Below are 17,500 nucleotides of genomic sequence, written 5' to 3'. Positions count from 1 at the left end.
GGCTTATAGTTGGCAGGGCGCTATGCGAGAGGCCGCCATCTTACTGCCTGATGTATGCAGATCCAAATGTGGGAGGGGGCTTGCTCCCGATGGCGGTGGGTCAGTTACACATTAGCTGACTGACACACTGCTATCGGGAGCAAGCCCCCTGCCACATTCAAACGGTGTCGGCCTGGCTATTTTTGGGTGCCCAGCCACTCCAGCGCGGTGCGCCAGATGCAGATCCCGAGGAAGTACGCCGACATCATCGACCACAACCCAAACGTCCACGGGTTGGTGTTCGGGTAATCCACCACCATCAAAAAGCTGCACAGCAACCAGATCGTGGTCACCGCGATGTTGATCGGCATGAAGCGCTTGACCCGGAACGGGTGCAGGAACTTCATCGGCGTCACGGTCAGCAGCGCCAGGCCAATCACCGTCAGCAACGTCACCCACGCGGCGGGCTGGATGATATACACGCAGAGGGCAACCACGTTCCAGGCGGCGGGGAAGCCGACGAAGTAGTTGTCCTTGCTTTTCATGTTCACATTGCAGAAGCAGAACAGCGACGACACCAGGATCACCGACACCGTGAACAGGTGGGTAAAGTCCGGCAGGTCGATATAGCGGTAGATAAACAGTGCCGGAATAAACACGTAGGTCAGGTAATCGATCACCAGGTCCAGCACCGAGCCGTCAAAGCTAGGCAGCACCGTGCTGACATTCACGCGGCGGGCCAGGGAACCGTCGACGCCATCGACCACCAGCGCCAGGCCCAGCCACAGCAGGCAGGCCTTGGGCGAGTTTTCCAGCAGCGCCAGTGTGGCGAGGAAGGCCAATACCACACCGGTGGCAGTAAAGCCGTGGGCGCCCCAGGCTTTCAGTCTGGCTACATGCAGGGTCGATATCACGGGCGGTTCTCCAAAGGGTGAAACGGGCCAGCCGACGCTGTGACAGCGTCGAGTCTGGCCAGGGAATGCAGGTATCGACCGGGAAGGGGGGGATAAGGTTCACCATCCCGGTAATTGCTTAGCGTAGCAAGCGTGGGACGTTTCGGCATCAGCCCTGGCGGAATACCAAGGCTTTCAAGCCACTTTGCCGATCGATATCCGGGAATTCCGGTGGGTTATCCAGCCGTTCGACAAAGCGCAAGCCCGGTGCTTCGCGGGTGACGCCGTCGATCAGGAAGTCCTCGCCAAACGCCGGGTCATTCATGCATGCCAGCACCGTGCCTTGTGGCGTGAGCAACTCCGGCAGGCGGCGCAGCACGCGCTGGTAATCCTTGGTCAGCAGGAAACTGCCTTTCTGGAAGGACGGCGGATCGATGATCACCAGATCATAAGGGCCGCTGTGAATGACCTTGGCCCAGGACTTGAATAAATCGTGGCCAAGAAAGGTCACGCGGCTCAGATCATGACCATTCAGGCGATGATTGTCGCGACCGCGGCTCAGGGCACCACGGGCCATGTCCAGGTTCAACACATGCTCGGCGCCGCCTTCGATGGCCGCCACGGAAAAACCACAGGTGTAGGCGAACAGGTTGAGTACCCGCAGCCCGTTGGCCTGTTCGCGCACCCAGTTGCGGCCGTAGCGCATGTCGAGAAACAGCCCGCTGTTCTGTTTTTTACCGAGGTCGATCAGGTAGCGCAGGCCGCCTTCGGTAATGGTCAGCTCATCGATGGCGTCGCCCACCAGCCATTCGGTGGTGCTTTGTGGCAGGTAGCGGTGTTGCAGGGCCACCTTGTGGGCGCCGTACTGCGTCCATTCGAACTGAACCAGCAACTGTTTCAGCGCTTCCAGTTGCGCTGCCTCCGGTTCCTTGAACAGCGCGACCAGCACCACGCCCTGCAACCAGTCCACGGTCAGTTGCTCCAGGCCTGGCCAGCAACGGCCGCGCCCGTGGAACAGGCGCCGGGTTTCAGTCGGTGCGTTGGCCAGGGCGGTCAGCAGGTGGGCGTGCAGTGTGGCGAGGGAGTCTGGGTTCATCGTTGAGCGTCGTTCATTGAGCGGGCGGCATTTTAAACACAATTGCCGTTAGTGAGGGTTATCCCAACGAATAGGGGGGGGCTGTACATATAGCTAGTCTTAAATCTTCTTGTATGTATGGACACGGACACCTTCCCCCCATTGCTCTGGTGCGACCGCAAGGACCTCGGCCATGATCATTTTTGCCGTTATTCCGCCGTTAGGGTGCTGGTTAAATAGTTTGATGCCAATGTATTAGGCGTTACACGTCAGGAAAAGCTCCAGATTCCTGGGTAGTTCCAATGAGCAAAGCCGCTCTATGGCGCTGATTTGCTCCAGGGTAAGCCGATAGTCGTATATGCAATCATCGTCTTTTGCCCAACCCATGATCGGCTTAAGGTCCGCGGCAGAAACTGGAATTTCCTTTTCAAAGGACGCGAAGTCCTCACCGTCAGGGACTCCCATAATCACATGCTTCATGGTTCTACTTTCCTTGTCGGGTCTGCTGCTTTGTTTTGAATACCAGTTTCGTGATCGAACTCACCAAGGTGCTTGCCGCGTTTATTGTATTTCTCGACTGCGCCATGCTGAAAATCCCATTCGTAAATTGTGCCGTTTCTGCTTTTCCATCGAGGACGTAAGGCTCCTCCACCTTGAACTGAAGTTTTCGATTTGGCCCATTTGGCATCTGGAAACGCTGGCAAGAAGTCAGGTTTTGGATGATATCCAGAGCCTGACATGCTCAGCGAGATATAAATCGGGTGAATCCCGGTGTTTGGAAACCAGATGATTGCGTCTTGGTAGTCTGGCGGATGCAACGGGTTGACCAATATCTTATCGGCCTGTTCGGTGGGTGGGTATACCCATGTCCCAGGCTTCAACGATGCGCCTTCCAGCGCTGGAATGCCCAGCACCGTATTAGGGTCTGCTGCTGGGGTCCAGATGATCTCAATTCCGTCCCCTATGTCCGCAACCAGTTGTTCACCACGCGCCTGCGCCTTGATCACTGGAATCCGCTGCCACTCCGTTTTCGTCCCGGTATAAAACCCATACATGCTCACAGCGCCATTTGGCAGGTGTTTCACATTGATCCGCACACGGGTGTTCCCTTGGCTCAACTGGGCATATTGTTCGGAGGTATAGAAGGCGCTGTCAGTGGAAGTATCGTCAGGTATCAGCAACGCAACGAAGCCGACAGACGTGGAGCCAGCTAACGCTAAAGTGCCTCCAAGGCGGGCTGCGAGGGTTGAAGCACTACCTGAACCGCCGACCCAATGCAGTACGGTACTTCCAGCAGTTACCGCTGGACCTGTGCCCAGTACCGCAAAGGTGCCGTATTGCTTGAGTGGTTCAACAGGTACAAAACCGCCGGGATTGTTATGGTTAATCAGCCCATCCGGCAATGCACAGGACTTGGCGAAGACAGAGCCCTTAAACAATGGTTGCGGTGGATTTTTAGGGACTGGCGGTGGCTCTTCACGAGGCGGTGGCTCTTTGATCTCTCGTCTTCGTTTGTCTTGTAAACGCCTATTGAGCCTCGCTTTCTCCTGCATTGCTTGGTCATAGCATACTTTGCAATGGTGGCCTTCCCAGCTCCCAGCGGTCATAAAGCTATCATCCGGCGATAAGTTTGCTGGCTAGGCTGCAATAGGAATGTGCGCGGATGATGTAGGAAAAATCCTAATATTGGTCAAGAAAGGTCTCTTCGAGAGTTTGACAGAAAAATCTGGATGATCACGTCAACTGTCGTATCTCGCCAGCCCCCGTGGCCCCTCTCCCGCGAAGCGTTGATCGCTTTTCGCAATCAAGGACAAGCACCTCGGGCCGCGCATCGTGCCAATCGTCGCCGACGAGGCCCGCACCTTCGGCATGGCCAACCTGTTCAAGCAGATCGGTATCTATTCCAGCGTCGGCCAGCGCTACGAGCCGGAAGACATCGGCTCGATCCTCAGCTACCGCGAAGCCACCGCCGGCCGCACCACCCTTGGCGGCGAAGGCCTGCAGCATCAGGACGGCAGCAGCCACCTGAGCGCCGCCAGCGTGCCCAACTGCCGTGCCTACGACCCGGCGTTTGCGGTGATCCTCGACCACGGCATGCGCCAGATGCTTGAGCACGATGTCGACGAGTTCTACTACGTGACCCTGATGAACGAAAACTACCCGCAGCCGAGCCTGCCGGACGGCGTGGAGGCGGCGATTATCAAGGGCATGTATCGCCTTGAAGGTTCCAGTGAAGCCCAGGTGCGCCTGCTCGGTGCCGGCACGCTGCTGCGCGAAGCCCAGGCGGCGGCGCGGTTGCTGGCGGACGACTGGTAAGTGACAAGCGAAGTGTTCAGCGTCACCAGTTTCAGCGAACTGGCCCGTGAGGCGCGGGAGGTGGAGCGCTGGAATCGCTTACACCCGCAACAGGTTCCACGCAGCAGTCATTTGGCGGACTGTTTGCCGCAGGGCGCACCGGTGGTGGAGGTGTCCGATTACGTGCGGGCCGTGCCGCAGATGATCGCTTCGTACCTCTACTCGCGCTACACCGTGCTCGGCACCGACGGCTTCGGTCGCAGTGATACGCGGGCGGCGTTGCGGGATTTCTTTGAGGTGGATCGCCATCACCTGGTGTTGGCCGCGCTGACGGCGTTGGTGGAACAGGGCAGTCTGGATCTGCAGGTGTGCCAGCAGGCGATTGAGTGCTATGGCCTCAGGCGGAGCGTGCAGCTTCCTGGGTCTAAATGTGGGAGGGGGCTTGCCCCCGATTGCGCTGGGTCAGTGCCCCATAAGCTGACTGACACACTGCTATCGGGGGCAAGCCCCCTCCCGCATTTTAGTGTTGTGGTGTGTTTTAGAGCGTGGCGATCAGGGCTGGCCCAAAGGCCTCTTTCAAGAACACGGGGGCGATATAGCGCTGGTAATGCGCCTCAGACAGCAGGAAAAACTCGCGGTCAATCCCATCGCGCAAATCCGCCAGGCTGTGCTCGCGAAACTCCGGCAGCAACACCAGGCCATATGCATCAAGCTTGGTAATCACCCGCGCACCCCGGGCAATCAACTGGTAGGCCCAGCAATACGGCGACTGGTGCGGCATAAAGCGAATCTTGCGGCTTTCCAGTTGCTGGCGCAGGCGCTGTGGGTCGAACACGTCCAGCTTGGAGGCCATCACCTGCACCAGCAGTTGCTCAAGGCGCAACCACACGGCGTGCTTTTCCTCGGCGTTGTAGCCATTCCACTGGATGACTTCATGGTGATAACGCTTGCACCCGCGGCAGACCAGGTCACCGTAAACGGTGGAGCACAGGCCGACGCAGGGGGTCTTGATGGTTTGATTGGGCATAAAAAAACATCGGCAGGTGAAACAACACGGCCCCTGCAGGGGCCGTTTTTTCAATCAGTCCCAGCTCAACGCACCGCCAGTCTGATACTCGATCACACGGGTCTCGAAGAAATTCTTCTCTTTCTTCAAATCCATAATCTCGCTCATCCACGGGAACGGGTTGGTCGTCCCCGGATACTCTTCCTTCAAGCCAATCTGCGACAGACGACGGTTAGCGATGAACTTGAGGTAGTCCTCCATCATCGCCGCGTTCATGCCGAGTACTCCGCGTGGCATGGTGTCGCGCGCGTATTCGATCTCCAGTTGCGTCCCTTGCAGGATCATCTGGGTCGCTTCTTCTTTCATCTCGGCGTCCCACAGGTGTGGGTTTTCGATTTTGATCTGGTTGATCACGTCGATCCCGAAGTTCAGGTGCATCGACTCATCGCGCAGGATGTACTGGAACTGCTCGGCCACGCCGGTCATTTTGTTGCGGCGGCCCATGGACAGGATCTGGGTGAAGCCGCAGTAGAAGAAGATGCCCTCGAGGACGCAGTAGTAGGCGACCAGGTTGCGCAGCAGTTCTTTGTCGGTGTCGACGGTGCCGGTTTCGAATTTCGGATCGGAGATGGAGCGCGTGTATTTGAGGCCCCAGGCGGCTTTTTTAGCGACCGATGGGATCTCGTGGTACATGTTGAAGATTTCGCCTTCATCCATCGCCAACGATTCGATGCAGTACTGGTAGGCGTGGGTGTGGATCGCTTCTTCGAAGGCCTGGCGCAGGATGTACTGGCGGCACTCCGGGTTGGTGATCAGGCGGTACACGGCCAGGACCAGGTTGTTGGCGACCAGAGAGTCGGCGGTGGAGAAGAAGCCGAGGTTGCGCATGACGATGCGGCGTTCGTCGTCGGTCAGGCCTTCGGGGTCTTTCCACAGGGCGATGTCGGCGGTCATGTTGACCTCTTGCGGCATCCAGTGGTTGGCGCAGCCGTCGAGGTATTTCTGCCAGGCCCAGTCGTACTTGAAGGGCACGAGTTGGTTGAGGTCGGCGCGGCAGTTGATCATGCGCTTTTCGTCAACGGCGACACGGGCGGAGGCGCCTTCGAGTTCGGCGAGGCCTTCGGCGATGTCGAGTTTGTCGAGAGCGGCCTTGGCGCGGATGATCGCGGCGGAGTCGTTGGCGGTGACGGCGCGGGCTTCGATGGCAGCGGCGGCGCCGGCACCGTCGAGGCGGTCCATGTTGGCTTCGGTGGCGTGGCCGGCGTTGGCGCCTTTGATCACCGCTGCACCGGTGTCTACGTTGTCGACTTCATCCCAACTCAGCATTGAAATACTCCTTCCTGGTCTGTGCTGACGGCGTGTGACCCCGTCCAAAAATAGGTGATTTGCAGGCTTCAAGGCATTGAAATACTGCGCATAGTGTGGTCGGCGTTTTACGGATTCGCACACTATGTAGTGGTTGTTTGTTGGTGTGGGCACACTATATGGGGTGTTACCAGGATGGTCAACGCACAAGGTGTGCGGTTTTAGGTCGCTGCCAGGCGCGCTTTTGGTAACAACGCCTGGGTTCGCTGGTTTTCGTTGCCCGCATAAACACCCAGTTGAAAAGATCATGGTGTCGCGCTGCGATATTAAATAGAATGAATCTCATTTGAGACTCAATCGCGCTGCGTAGGTTGCTTGCCATGAATGATGCTGTTGTCCCTTCGCGCGCCCCCGAACCGACGTTGTCGAGCCTGTATCGCGACCATCGCAGTTGGCTGGAAAGCTGGCTGCGTCGGCGCCTGGGCAATGCCTGGGACGCGGCGGACCTGAGCCAGGACACCTTTGTGCGGGTGCTCGCCAGTGCCCAGCCGCTCGCGCAGATGCAGGAACCGCGGGCCTACCTGGTGACAGTGGGCAAGCACCTGCTGGTCAATTTTCATCAGCGACGCAGCCTTGAGCAGGCTTATCTGACGGCACTGGGGAATCTGCCGCCAGCCTGCGTGCCGTCTCCCGAGCAGCGTTGGCTGGTGCTGGAAACCCTGCAAGCCTTGGACGAATTGCTCGACGGCCTGCCTGTGCGCGTGCGCCGGGTGTTCCTCTGGAGTCAGTTGGAGGGCCTGGGCTATCGGGAGATTGCCGAGCGGCTTGAGGTGTCGGAGCGCACGGTGAAGCGTTACATGGCGCAAGCCTATGAACATTGCCTGCTGGTGGACCTGTGAGTCGTGAGGTTGCGCGTGCGGCCGCTCAATGGCTGGCGCTGCTCGAGTCGGGCGCGGCCACCGAACGCGATCACGCCGCGTTGCAGCACTGGCGTGACAGCCATCCGCAGCACGAACACACCTGGCAGAAAGCCCAAGCACTGCGCCAGCGTTTCAGCGAGTTGCCCCAGGCGTTGGCGATGGCCAGTCTCGACCGCCCGCAAGCGGGGCGGCGAGCGTTGCTCAAGCGCGCGTTGGGCGTGGCGGCGCTGGCGCCGGCGGCCTGGTTGATCAGCCGCCAGTTGCCTATCGATAGCTGGCGCGCCGATCTGCACACCGCCACCGGCGAGCGCAGACGCCTGCCGTTGGCCGAGGGCGGCAGCCTGCAACTGAATACCGCCACGGCCGTGGATATGGACCCGGCGCAACGGCGCATTACGCTGGTGGACGGCGAACTGTCGCTGAACGTGCCGGGCGCACGTGCGATGACGCTACGCACCCGCTACGGCGAGGTGGTGGTCAGTCAGGCCGAGGTGTGCGTGCGCCAACTGGCCGCCGGCTGCCGGGTGTCGGTGCTCAAGGGCCGCGTGCAGGTGCGCGACGTGAACGGGCAACTGGCGACGTTGCAGGGCGGCCAGCAAGCGCCATTAAGCGCCGACGGGCTCGGCGCGTGGGTGCCGTTCGATGTGCTGCAACTGGGCTGGCGCGACGGTGTGCTGACCGCACAGAACCAGGCGCTGGGGGATTTTCTGCGCGAGCTGGCGCGCTATCGCCCAGGCGTGTTGCGCTGGGCGCCGAACCTGGAGACGTTGCGGGTGACGGGCAGTTTTCGCCTGGATGACACCGACCGCATCCTCAAGTTGCTGGCTTCGAGCCTGGGGCTCGAAGTGCAGGCGCGGACGCGGTATTGGGTGACGTTGGATAAAGCGCCGGCCTAGATCGGATGTACGTACCACACCTTTCAGGATCGGCAAGGCCAGAGCTTGTATATATCTGTATCGTCTAAATAAATGCTTATATATTCCTTTTAATGTCTGCTGGGCCGGCGCATTTTGAGTGCCTGCGCATTCGTGCGGATTGACCCAACAGCCAGAAGGAAAGCCGACATGACCATTAAAGCGATCAACGTGCGCAACCAGTTCAAGGGCGTGATCAAAGAAATTCTGCTGGGGGAAGTGGTGTCCGAAATCGACGTGCAAACCGCGTCCGGCATCGTCACCTCGGTGATCACCACCCGTTCGGTGCGTGACCTGGAATTGAAAGTCGGCAGTGAAGTGATTGCCTTTGTGAAGTCCACCGAAGTCTCGATCGCCAAACTGTGACGCCGACCTGATGTGGGAGCGCCGCTCCCACATGCATTCTGCCGAGGCCGCGCCCTAGCGCTGGCGCAGCGCACGTTCCATACGCTGCAGACCCTCTTCCAGCAACGCCCGCGGGCAGCCGAAGTTCAGGCGCACAAACTGCTGGCTGTCATCACCGAATTCGATCCCCGCGCTCAAACCGACCTTGGCCTGTTCAAGGAAGAACTGCTGCGGGTCGTCCAGGCCCAGGGCGCTGCAATCCAGCCACGCCAGAAAGGTGCCTTGGGGCGCGTGCATGACCACGCCGGGCAGGCGGTTTTTTACCGCGTCGAGCAGGTAGTCGCGGTTGGCTTGCAGGTACTGCACCAACGCCTCGAGCCATTCGCTGCATTGGCTGTAGGCCGCGCGGGTGGCTTCCAGGCCCAGGGGGCTGACGCTGTCGACCATGCCGCAGCGCGCCTGGTTGAAGCGCTCGCGCACTGCGGCGTTTTGCACCACGGCAAAACAGGTCTTCAAGCCAGCTACGTTGTAGGCCTTGCTCGCGGACATCAAGGTGATGGTGCGCTGCGCGATTTCCGGGCTGAGGCTGGCGGTGGGGATATGGCGACGACCGTCGAAGCACAACTCGGCGTGGATTTCATCGCTGATGATCAGCGCGCCCTGTTCCAGGCAGGCATTGGCCACGGCCAGCAGTTCTTCGCGGGGGAAGACTTTGCCCATCGGGTTATGCGGGTTGCTCAGCAACAATGCGCCAGCACCTGTTAGCGCCTGGCGCAACAGCGGCATTGGCGTGATGTACTCAGCGTTGATCAGCGCGAACGGCACTTCGATGCGCGGCAGGTTCCAGTTTCCGGGCGCCAGGCGAATCGGGCGATAGTTGGGAGTTTGCAGCACCACCGGTTGGCCGGGCTGCACAAAGGCATGCAGCGCCATGTTGAAACCGGGTTCTACGCCCGGCAGGAACAGCAGCTCGTCTGGCTGCACGCGCCAGGCGTACTTGGCCCACAGATCGGCGACGATGGCCTCGCGCACGTCCGGGCCGGCCACGCTGTAGCCGAGAATTTGCTGGTCGAGGCGTTGGTGCAGGGCCTGAAGCACGGCGGGTGGCGCGGCGATGTCCATGTCGGCGATCCACATCGGCAACACGTCTTGCGGGTAACGGTTCCACTTGGTACTGCCGGTGCCGAGGCGTGGGTGGATCGTGTCGAAATCAAAACTCATGGGGGCGCTCGTGTCAGGGAGTCAGGCGAAGAATGGCGCTGATTCTAGCGTCATTGGTCGCCTAGGCCAGCGCTGAATCGTTCCGTGACCGACAGGTTCTGTCTAAAAACGGCATTGCGCTGGGGATTACATCCGAGTCGGGCTATTTTGGTGCATCTCAATCACCCGAGTAGCCAAGGATGAAATACCAACCCTTCAGCCGTACTTTGATTGCCACCGCCCTGGTGTTGACGGTCAGCGGTGTGCAAGCTGCCTCCCAGGCCCCGGTGGCCGGTGAAAATGGCATGGTGGTCACGGCCCAGCATCTGGCCACGCATGTCGGCGTGGATGTACTCAAGGCCGGCGGCAACGCGGTGGATGCCGCCGTGGCCGTGGGCTATGCGCTGGCGGTGGTGTACCCGGCGGCGGGTAACCTGGGCGGCGGCGGCTTCATGACCGTGCAACTGGCCGACGGGCGCAAGACCTTCCTCGACTTCCGCGAAAAAGCCCCGCTGGCGGCCACCGCCGACATGTACCTGGACAAGGCCGGCAACGTCGTCGAAGGCCTGAGCGCCAAGGGCCACCTGGCCGTCGGCGTTCCCGGCACCGTGTCCGGGATGGAACTGGCCCTGAGCAAATACGGCACTCTCAAGCGCGCCCAGGTGATTGCCCCGGCGATCAAGCTGGCGGAAAACGGCTTCGCGCTGGAGCAGGGCGATATCGACCTGCTGCACACCGCCACCGGCGAGTTCGAAAAAGACAAGGACCTGCGGGCTATCTTCCTGCACAACGGCCAGCCGCTGCAGGTCGGCCAGAAGCTGGTGCAGAAAGACCTGGCCAAGACTCTCAAGGAAATCTCGGCCAAGGGCCGCGACGGTTTCTATAAAGGTTGGGTTGCCAAGGCACTGGTGGATTCCAGCCAGGCCGGCAAAGGCATCATCACCCAGGCCGACCTCGACAAATACAAGACCCGCGAACTGGCGCCCATCGAGTGCGACTACCGTGGCTACCACGTGGTTTCGGCACCGCCGCCGAGCTCCGGTGGCGTGGTGATCTGCCAGATCATGAACATCCTCGAAGGCTACCCGATGGCGGACCTGGGCTACCACTCGGCCCAGGGCCTGCACTACCAGATCGAAGCCATGCGCCACGCGTATGTGGACCGCAACAGCTATCTCGGCGATCCGGACTTCGTCAAGAACCCGATCGAACACCTGCTGGACAGAAACTACGCAACGAAACTGCGTGACGCAATCGATCCGAACAAGGCCGGCGACTCCCAGGCGATCAAGCCGGGTGTAGCGCCCCATGAAGGCAACAACACCACCCACTATTCCATCGTCGACAAGTGGGGCAACGCGGTCTCGGTGACCTACACCCTCAACGACTGGTTTGGTGCCGGGGTGATGGCGAGCAAAACCGGGGTGATTCTCAACGATGAAATGGACGACTTCACCGTCAAGGTCGGTGTGCCGAACATGTACGGGCTGGTCCAGGGTGAAGCCAACGCCATTGCGCCGGGCAAGGCCCCGCTGTCGTCGATGAGCCCGACTATCGTGACCAAGGATGGCAAGGCGGTGATGGTGGTCGGTACGCCGGGCGGCAGTCGCATTATTACGGCGACCTTGCTGACGATTCTCAACGTCATCGACTACAAGATGAACATCCAGGAGGCCGTCGACGCGCCGCGCTTCCACCAGCAGTGGATGCCGGACACCACCAACCTCGAGACCTTCGCGGTCAGCCCGGATACCCAGAAGATCCTCGAAAGCTTTGGCCACAAGTTCGCCGGGCCACAGGATGCCAACCACTTGGCGGCGATCCTGGTGGGCGCACCGTCACTGGGTGGCAAGCCGGTTGGCAACAATCGTTTCTACGGCGCGAATGACCCGCGTCGCAATACCGGCCTGTCGCTGGGCTACTAAACGCTGCAATCTACTGTAGGAGCGAGCAAGCTCGCTCCTACAGTATTTGTTTGACCGCCGCGAAGGCTTTGACGCGGCGCTCTTCCCAATTTCCCCTGATCACCACCACGGCCTGTTGATGCTGCTGCATCCAATCCTGGCTGCCCTGGAAAAATGCCCGACGATCCGCCAATTCCGGTTGGCAACGCTGGCCGTCGGCCGTCCATTCCACGTCTTCAGGGGACAGCAGCAGGTGCAAGTCGTAGTGGCGCGCCAGCAGTTCATCGTCAAGCCACGTCGGGTAGTCGCCGAACAGGGTCTGGCTCCAGAGTTTGTTGGTCAGCAGGTGCGTGTCGAGGATCAGCAGTGCAGGGCGCTCGGCGCGGGCGGCATCTTCCCAGGCCAGTTGACCACGGGCGATGGCCGGGATATCGGCCAGCGTGGTGTCACGCTGATGGTGGTCGATGAAATGCCGCACGTATTCGCCCACCATCAGCCCGCCAAAGTGCGCTTGCAACTGCGCGGCCAGCCAGCTTTTTCCGCTCGATTCGGGGCCGGCCAACACCACCACCTTCATGCGCGCAACGCCGGGTCGGCGCGCCATTCACGCCAGCCTTGCACGGCGATCAGGGTGAACAGCGCGTAGAGTGCGGCGGTGAGGTAGAGGCCTTTGTAGAGGAACAGCCCGACGAAAATCACATCCACGGCAATCCACAATGCCCAGCACTGCACGCGCTTTTGCGCCATCCACATCTGCGCCACCAGGCTGAAGCCGGTGAGGGCAGCGTCGAGCCAGGGTTGGGCAGCGTCGGTCCAGTGGGCCATCGCGGCGCCGAGCAACAGGCTGCCGACTGCGCCCATAGCCAGGCTGGTCATGATCGCGGGCCAGCCCAGGCTGGTGACTTGGCGCCCTGGCGTGATGTCCCCGGCGCGTCGGGTCCACTGCCACCAGCCGTAGACTTGCAGGGCGGCATAGACCACCTGCAACAGCATGTCGGAATAGAGTTTCACGTCGTAGAACACCCAGGTGTAGAGCAACACCATGACCAGGCCGATGGGCCAGCACCAGGGGTTTTGTTTGACCGTCAGCCAGACAGCGATCACCCCCAGCGCGGCGGCGAACAGTTCAAGCCCGGACATGGCGGTTCCTTGGGAGAGAGGGAGAGGGCGGGGATTGTAACCAATCTTCAAAACACAGGAAGGCAAATGTGGGAGGGGGCTTGCCCCCGATAACGGTGTATCAGTCAGCATATTTGCAGCTGACCCACCGCTATCGGGGGCAAACCCCTCCCACATGGTGAGCTGCGTCAGATCTTGAACTGACGCAGCAGGCTGTCGAGTTGCTCGCTCAACCCGCGCAAGTGCGCGCTGGCTACGCTGGACTGTTCCGCCGCCACGGCCGTGCTGTGGGATAACCCGGCGGCCTGGGTCACGTTCTGGTTGATGTCCTCGACCACGTGGGCCTGTTGCAGGGTGGCGCTGGCGATCGAGGCGTTCAGGCCATTGAGATTGAGCAGGGCCTGACCGATGGCGGTGAGGCTGGCACCGGCCTGGCCGGCCTGTTCGATGGTCAACTGCGAAGCGCTGTGGCTGTCGCTGATGACCTTGACCGCCGCTTCCGAGTGACCTTGCAGGCGCTCGATCATGGCCTGGATTTCAGCGGTGGATTTCTGCGTGCGTTGGGCCAGCAGCCGCACTTCGTCCGCCACCACCGCAAACCCGCGTCCTTGCTCACCGGCACGCGCGGCTTCGATGGCGGCGTTGAGGGCGAGCAGGTTGGTCTGGTCGGCAATGGAGCGGATCACTTCGAGTACGCCACCAATCTGCGTGCTTTCGCTCGACAGGGTACGAATCACCTCCACGGCCTGGCTGATGGTGGTGGACAGTTGGTCGATCTGCTGCAAACTGCTGTCGATGTTCACCTGGCCCTGCACGGCCTGGGCCTGGGCGTCGCGCATTTCGCTGGCGGCGTGCTCGGCGTTCTTGGCCACGTCCTGCACGCCGTAGGTGACTTCATTGATTGCGGTGGCCACCAGTTCCATCTGCTGCGACTGTTGCTGGCTGCGGTCATGGGCCTGGCTGGCGTTGTTGCCCATCTCCGTGGACGACTGGCCCAGCGCAGTGGCGCACATCTGCAACTGGCCGACGACCTGGCGCAGCTTGGCGGTGAAGTTGTTGAAGTGCTGGGACAGTTGAGTGACTTCGTCGCGGCCATGGGTGTCGAGGCTGCGAGTCAGGTCGCTCTCGCCGCTGGCGATATTGGCCATGGCGTTCACGGCCGCCTGCAGCGGGCGCACGATGCTGCGCACAATCAACGAGACCAGCAGGGCCATGACCACGGCGATGCCCAGGCCGATACCCGAGGCTTTCCACACTTGCACGTTGAATTCGGCTTGCACGTCATCCACATACACGCCGGAGCCGATGATCCAGCCCCACGGCTCGAACAACTGGATATACGAGGTTTTTTTCACCGGCGCTTCAGCACCCGGCTTCGGCCAGCTGTAATTGATGACACCGGCACCCTTGGCCTTGGCCAGGCTCACGAACTCGTTGAATATCGCAAAGCCGTTCGGGTCGCGAATCGACGAGAGGTTCTGACCATCGAGCTTGGGGTTGGCCGGGTGCATGATCATCACCGGCGTCAGGTCGTTGATCCAGAAGTAGTCGTCGTGGTTATAGCGCAGGCCACGCACCGCGCTCAGCGCTTGTTTCTGTGCCGCTTCACGGGTCATGACGCCGCTGGTTTCGAGGCTGTGATAAAACGTCAGGATTCCACTGGCGGTCTGTACGACGTGCTGGGTCTGCAGGCTTTTGGCTTGATAGAGGTCGCCATGGATCTGCTTGAGCATCAGCAAACCCAGGGTCAACAGCATCAGCACGGCGACTACCAGGATCAGCCAGAGACGGCGGCTGATCGACATATTGCGCAAACTGTTCATCGTCCTGTCACTCCGTGCTTTTTATAATTCTCGGCGTTGCATCGACTTTTACGCCTTGTCTGATAGGCTTTCGGCCTGAAATCGAAAAACCTGAGTACTGCCTGATTTTTCACGGAATTTTTGCAGACCGGCGTTGAATATCAACACCGGGCCTTTAGTGTGCTCATCGTCAGTGAATCATTAAAAAGACTAACGAGGCTTGCCGTAGAGCAAGACCTTTGGGGGAAGTATGGATTTGTGGACCGCCGCACAGGCGTTGATACTCGGCGTGGTAGAAGGGCTGACTGAATTTCTGCCGATCTCCAGTACTGGCCACCAGATTATCGTCGCCGACTTGCTCGACTTTGGCGGCGAACGCGCCATGGCGTTCAATATCATCATTCAGCTCGGCGCGATTTTGGCGGTGGTCTGGGAGTTTCGGCGCAAGATCCTCGACGTGGTCACCGGCTTGCCGACCCAGCGCAATGCGCAGCGATTTACCGTCAACCTGCTGATTGCGTTCCTGCCGGCCGTGGTGCTGGGGGTGATTTTCGCCGACCTGATTCACCACTACCTGTTCAACCCGATCACCGTCGCCACTGCATTGGTGTTGGGCGGCATCGTGATGTTGTGGGCGGAGCGTCGCCAGCATGAAGTGCATGCCGAAACTGTCGATGAGATCACCTGGAAGGACGCGCTCAAGGTTGGCTTTGCCCAGTGCCTGGCGATGATTCCGGGCACCTCGCGCTCGGGCTCGACCATCATCGGCGGCCTGCTGTTCGGCCTGTCGCGCAAGACCGCCACCGAGTTTTCGTTCTTCCTGGCCATGCCGACCATGGTCGGTGCGGCGGTGTACTCGGGCTATAAGTACCGCGACCTGTTCCAGCCGGCGGACCTGCCAGTGTTCGCCCTCGGGTTTGTTACCTCGTTCATCTTCGCGATGATTGCGGTCAAGGGCCTGCTCAAGTTCATCGCCAGCCATAGCTACGCAGCGTTTGCCTGGTATCGGATTGCATTCGGCTTGCTGATCCTGGCGACCTGGCAGTTCGGCTGGATCGACTGGGCTGCGGCCAAGGCATGATGATTCAGCACCCGCGCCTGAAGGCGCTGATCTTTGCGCTGTTATGCGCGGCGCCGTTAGTGGGCTCGGTATTGGTGTGGCATCGCGGCGAGACCGTGATGCCGCTGGTGGCCTATGGCGTGGTCAGCGTGATCGCGTTTTTCCTGTACTGGAGCGACAAGCGCAAGGCGCGCACCGATGCTCGGCGCATCCCGGAAAACATCCTGCACGCCGTCGAGCTGGCGGGCGGTTGGCCGGGGGCGCTGATTGCCCAGCAGGTGTTCCGGCACAAGACGCGCAAGGTGTCTTATCAGGTGCTGTTCTGGGTGATCGTGCTGTTGCACCAGGTGTTTTGGCTTGACCAGTTGTTCCTCAGCGGCACGCTGTGGTCAGTCCTCTAGCAACAACCCGATCTGCGTGCGCTTGGGCAACTTGCTCACCACCAACTGGTGGGAGCGCTGCAACAGGCCACGCAATTCCTCGGCGCCCAACGGGTAGGGCGTGTTCATGATGATCCACTGCGCGCGTGCCAGGTACGGCGCCGGGTGGATGCCCGGCCGGTCCACATGGCCCAGGAACAGTTCCTTGTCGACCTTGAACGCCAACGAGTCGCCTCGTAGATTCTGCACGGCGAACATCTTGTTGCCGGCAATCGAAAACACCCGCACGCCACCCCATTTGTAGTCCTCCCGCGCGCCGGGCAGGCTCAGGCAGAAGTGCGCCACTTGTTCTTCGGTCATGCTCATAACAGGCGGTCTCCACAGCTATTAAAGCCTTCTTCCAGATAATCGATCCAGGCGCGAATCGCCGGTAGCACGCCACGGCGATGTGGGTACACGGCCTGCAACCAGCCCCCCGGCAGCGACCATTGCGGCAGCAGTTGCACCAGTTGGCCGCTGGCCAGCTCTTCTTCGCAGTACATCATCGGCAGCACGGTAAAGCCCAGGCCCTTGAGTGCGCTGGTTTTGCGCACGATGAAATCATCGATGCCCAGGCGGGCTTCCATCACCAGGTCTTCGGCGTTGCCTTGGGGATCGAGCAGGCGCAGGTGGACCATGCGGTCGGCTTCCAAGGCGCCAAGCACCGGCAATTGCTTGAGGTCGTCGAGACTATCGACTTGTCGGCCACGCATGAGGTCCGGGCTGGCGACCAGCAGCGTCTGGGCCTGGCGCAGACGCTTGGTGACCAGCAGAGGGTCTTCGTCGCCGAGCTCGCGCACACGCAACGCCACGTCAATGCCCTCGGCCACCAGGTCGACCCGACGGTTGACCAGGGTCATTTCCATCTGGACCAGGGGGTGGGCAGCGAGAAAACCGACGACTAGCTCCGGCAGGATATTCTGGGCCAAGCCCACCGGGCAGCTCACCCGCAGCCGCCCACGGGGTTCGCTGGACATGCTGGCGACGGCCTCATCGGCCATTTCCGCTTCCAGCAGCATCGCCTGGCAATGGCGCAGATAACGCTCGCCGACGGCGGTCAGGGTCAGTTGCCGGGTGGTGCGTTGCAGCAGGCGCGCGCCAAGGCGTGCTTCCAGCTCGGCAATGCGCCGCGACAGCCGCGATTTGGGAATCCCCAGCAGGCGACCGGCCGCCGCGAAGCCGCCGGCTTCCACGACTTTGGCGAAATAGTAGAGGTCATTGAGGTCTTGCATGGCTGGCCTATTGTCCTGTCGATAGGACGAAC

General features: G+C 60.5%; 18 protein-coding genes and 1 pseudogene. 7 read left to right on the top strand and 12 right to left on the bottom strand.

Translation table 11 applies throughout. From position 1 onward, the window contains the following. Positions 1 to 176 precede the first annotated feature (176 nt). From pcsA to P3S72_RS16910, 4 genes are all read right to left on the bottom strand, one after another. Positions 177 to 893, bottom strand: a complete 717-nt coding sequence (gene pcsA, locus P3S72_RS16925) for a phosphatidylcholine synthase (RefSeq protein WP_276193224.1) — start codon at positions 891 to 893, stop codon at positions 177 to 179. A gap of 148 nt (positions 894 to 1,041) precedes the next feature. Beyond that, positions 1,042 to 1,968 (bottom strand): class I SAM-dependent methyltransferase, encoded by a 927-nt coding sequence (locus P3S72_RS16920; RefSeq protein ID WP_276193223.1) that lies wholly within the window; start codon positions 1,966 to 1,968, stop codon positions 1,042 to 1,044. Between the two features lie 234 nt (positions 1,969 to 2,202). Then, the gene (locus tag P3S72_RS16915; RefSeq protein WP_276193222.1) at positions 2,203 to 2,427 is read right to left on the bottom strand and encodes a hypothetical protein; all 225 of its coding nucleotides are present in this window, start codon (positions 2,425 to 2,427) and stop codon (positions 2,203 to 2,205) included. Then, positions 2,424 to 3,500 carry a colicin E3/pyocin S6 family cytotoxin gene (locus P3S72_RS16910; RefSeq protein WP_276193221.1) on the bottom strand — a complete coding sequence of 359 codons (1,077 nt, stop codon included), beginning with the start codon at positions 3,498 to 3,500 and terminating at the stop codon, positions 2,424 to 2,426. The genes P3S72_RS16915 and P3S72_RS16910 overlap by 4 nt, the downstream gene beginning before the upstream one ends. 250 nt (positions 3,501 to 3,750) lie before the next feature. Between P3S72_RS16910 and P3S72_RS16905 the strand changes: the two are divergent. Then, a pseudogene (locus P3S72_RS16905) lies at positions 3,751 to 4,641 on the top strand (hypothetical protein); the annotation flags it as partial. Positions 4,642 to 4,780: 139 nt separating this feature from the next. Here P3S72_RS16905 and P3S72_RS16900 read toward each other — a convergent pair. Together P3S72_RS16900 and P3S72_RS16895 are read right to left on the bottom strand one after the other, a co-directional pair. Continuing rightward, on the bottom strand, positions 4,781 to 5,269 hold the full coding sequence (locus P3S72_RS16900) for a DUF1289 domain-containing protein (protein ID WP_276193220.1): 489 nt from the start codon (positions 5,267 to 5,269) through the stop codon (positions 4,781 to 4,783). Positions 5,270 to 5,323: 54 nt separating this feature from the next. Beyond that, positions 5,324 to 6,574 (bottom strand): ribonucleotide-diphosphate reductase subunit beta, encoded by a 1,251-nt coding sequence (locus tag P3S72_RS16895; protein WP_276193219.1) that lies wholly within the window; start codon positions 6,572 to 6,574, stop codon positions 5,324 to 5,326. Between the two features lie 359 nt (positions 6,575 to 6,933). On the opposite strand from P3S72_RS16895, the gene P3S72_RS16890 reads away from it, so the two are divergent. The 3 genes from P3S72_RS16890 to P3S72_RS16880 all read left to right on the top strand — a co-directional run bounded on the left by P3S72_RS16890 (position 6,934) and on the right by P3S72_RS16880 (position 8,753). Next, complete coding sequence (locus P3S72_RS16890) at positions 6,934 to 7,452, top strand: sigma-70 family RNA polymerase sigma factor (protein ID WP_276193218.1); 519 nt, start codon at positions 6,934 to 6,936, stop codon at positions 7,450 to 7,452. After that, positions 7,449 to 8,369, top strand: coding sequence for a FecR domain-containing protein (locus P3S72_RS16885; protein ID WP_276193217.1), 921 nt, complete (start codon positions 7,449 to 7,451; stop codon positions 8,367 to 8,369). Before P3S72_RS16890 ends, P3S72_RS16885 begins: the two co-directional genes overlap by 4 nt. A gap of 168 nt (positions 8,370 to 8,537) precedes the next feature. Further along, positions 8,538 to 8,753 carry a TOBE domain-containing protein gene (locus P3S72_RS16880; RefSeq protein ID WP_003173733.1) on the top strand — a complete coding sequence of 72 codons (216 nt, stop codon included), beginning with the start codon at positions 8,538 to 8,540 and terminating at the stop codon, positions 8,751 to 8,753. Between the two features lie 54 nt (positions 8,754 to 8,807). Here the strand turns inward: P3S72_RS16880 and P3S72_RS16875 are convergent, their stop codons facing one another. Continuing rightward, positions 8,808 to 9,953, bottom strand: a complete 1,146-nt coding sequence (locus P3S72_RS16875) for a PatB family C-S lyase (protein ID WP_276193212.1) — start codon at positions 9,951 to 9,953, stop codon at positions 8,808 to 8,810. Between the two features lie 179 nt (positions 9,954 to 10,132). On the opposite strand from P3S72_RS16875, the gene ggt reads away from it, so the two are divergent. Then, positions 10,133 to 11,857 (top strand): gamma-glutamyltransferase, encoded by a 1,725-nt coding sequence (gene ggt / locus P3S72_RS16870; RefSeq protein WP_276193211.1) that lies wholly within the window; start codon positions 10,133 to 10,135, stop codon positions 11,855 to 11,857. A gap of 37 nt (positions 11,858 to 11,894) precedes the next feature. Here the strand turns inward: ggt and P3S72_RS16865 are convergent, their stop codons facing one another. The 3 genes from P3S72_RS16865 to P3S72_RS16855 form a co-directional block, all read right to left on the bottom strand. Then, complete coding sequence (locus tag P3S72_RS16865) at positions 11,895 to 12,413, bottom strand: AAA family ATPase (RefSeq protein WP_247396943.1); 519 nt, start codon at positions 12,411 to 12,413, stop codon at positions 11,895 to 11,897. Then, positions 12,410 to 12,976, bottom strand: a complete 567-nt coding sequence (gene pnuC / locus P3S72_RS16860; protein WP_276193210.1) for a nicotinamide riboside transporter PnuC — start codon at positions 12,974 to 12,976, stop codon at positions 12,410 to 12,412. The genes P3S72_RS16865 and pnuC overlap by 4 nt, the downstream gene beginning before the upstream one ends. A 167-nt stretch (positions 12,977 to 13,143) precedes the next feature. Beyond that, positions 13,144 to 14,778 (bottom strand): methyl-accepting chemotaxis protein, encoded by a 1,635-nt coding sequence (locus P3S72_RS16855; protein WP_276193209.1) that lies wholly within the window; start codon positions 14,776 to 14,778, stop codon positions 13,144 to 13,146. Between the two features lie 229 nt (positions 14,779 to 15,007). On the opposite strand from P3S72_RS16855, the gene P3S72_RS16850 reads away from it, so the two are divergent. Then, positions 15,008 to 15,838: an undecaprenyl-diphosphate phosphatase gene (locus P3S72_RS16850; RefSeq protein WP_247396937.1), complete on the top strand. Its 831-nt coding sequence runs from the start codon at positions 15,008 to 15,010 to the stop codon at positions 15,836 to 15,838. Then, the gene (locus P3S72_RS16845) at positions 15,835 to 16,218 is read left to right on the top strand and encodes a DUF1294 domain-containing protein (RefSeq protein ID WP_276193208.1); all 384 of its coding nucleotides are present in this window, start codon (positions 15,835 to 15,837) and stop codon (positions 16,216 to 16,218) included. The genes P3S72_RS16850 and P3S72_RS16845 overlap by 4 nt, the downstream gene beginning before the upstream one ends. On the opposite strand, the gene P3S72_RS16840 is transcribed toward P3S72_RS16845, so the two are convergent. Next, on the bottom strand, positions 16,207 to 16,563 hold the full coding sequence (locus tag P3S72_RS16840; RefSeq protein ID WP_276193207.1) for an MmcQ/YjbR family DNA-binding protein: 357 nt from the start codon (positions 16,561 to 16,563) through the stop codon (positions 16,207 to 16,209). The two genes, P3S72_RS16845 and P3S72_RS16840, sit on opposite strands and share 12 nt — an antisense overlap. Further along, positions 16,560 to 17,468 carry a LysR substrate-binding domain-containing protein gene (locus P3S72_RS16835; protein WP_276193206.1) on the bottom strand — a complete coding sequence of 303 codons (909 nt, stop codon included), beginning with the start codon at positions 17,466 to 17,468 and terminating at the stop codon, positions 16,560 to 16,562. Before P3S72_RS16835 ends, P3S72_RS16840 begins: the two co-directional genes overlap by 4 nt. Positions 17,469 to 17,500 lie beyond the last annotated feature (32 nt).

The organism is Pseudomonas sp. D3, assembly GCF_029320995.1.
In the GTDB taxonomy this organism is placed as follows: Bacteria; Pseudomonadota; Gammaproteobacteria; order Pseudomonadales; family Pseudomonadaceae; genus Aquipseudomonas; species Aquipseudomonas paraveronii.
The sequence above is the reverse complement of the archived record's forward strand: the minus strand, read 5'-3'. Positions and strand labels throughout refer to the sequence as shown.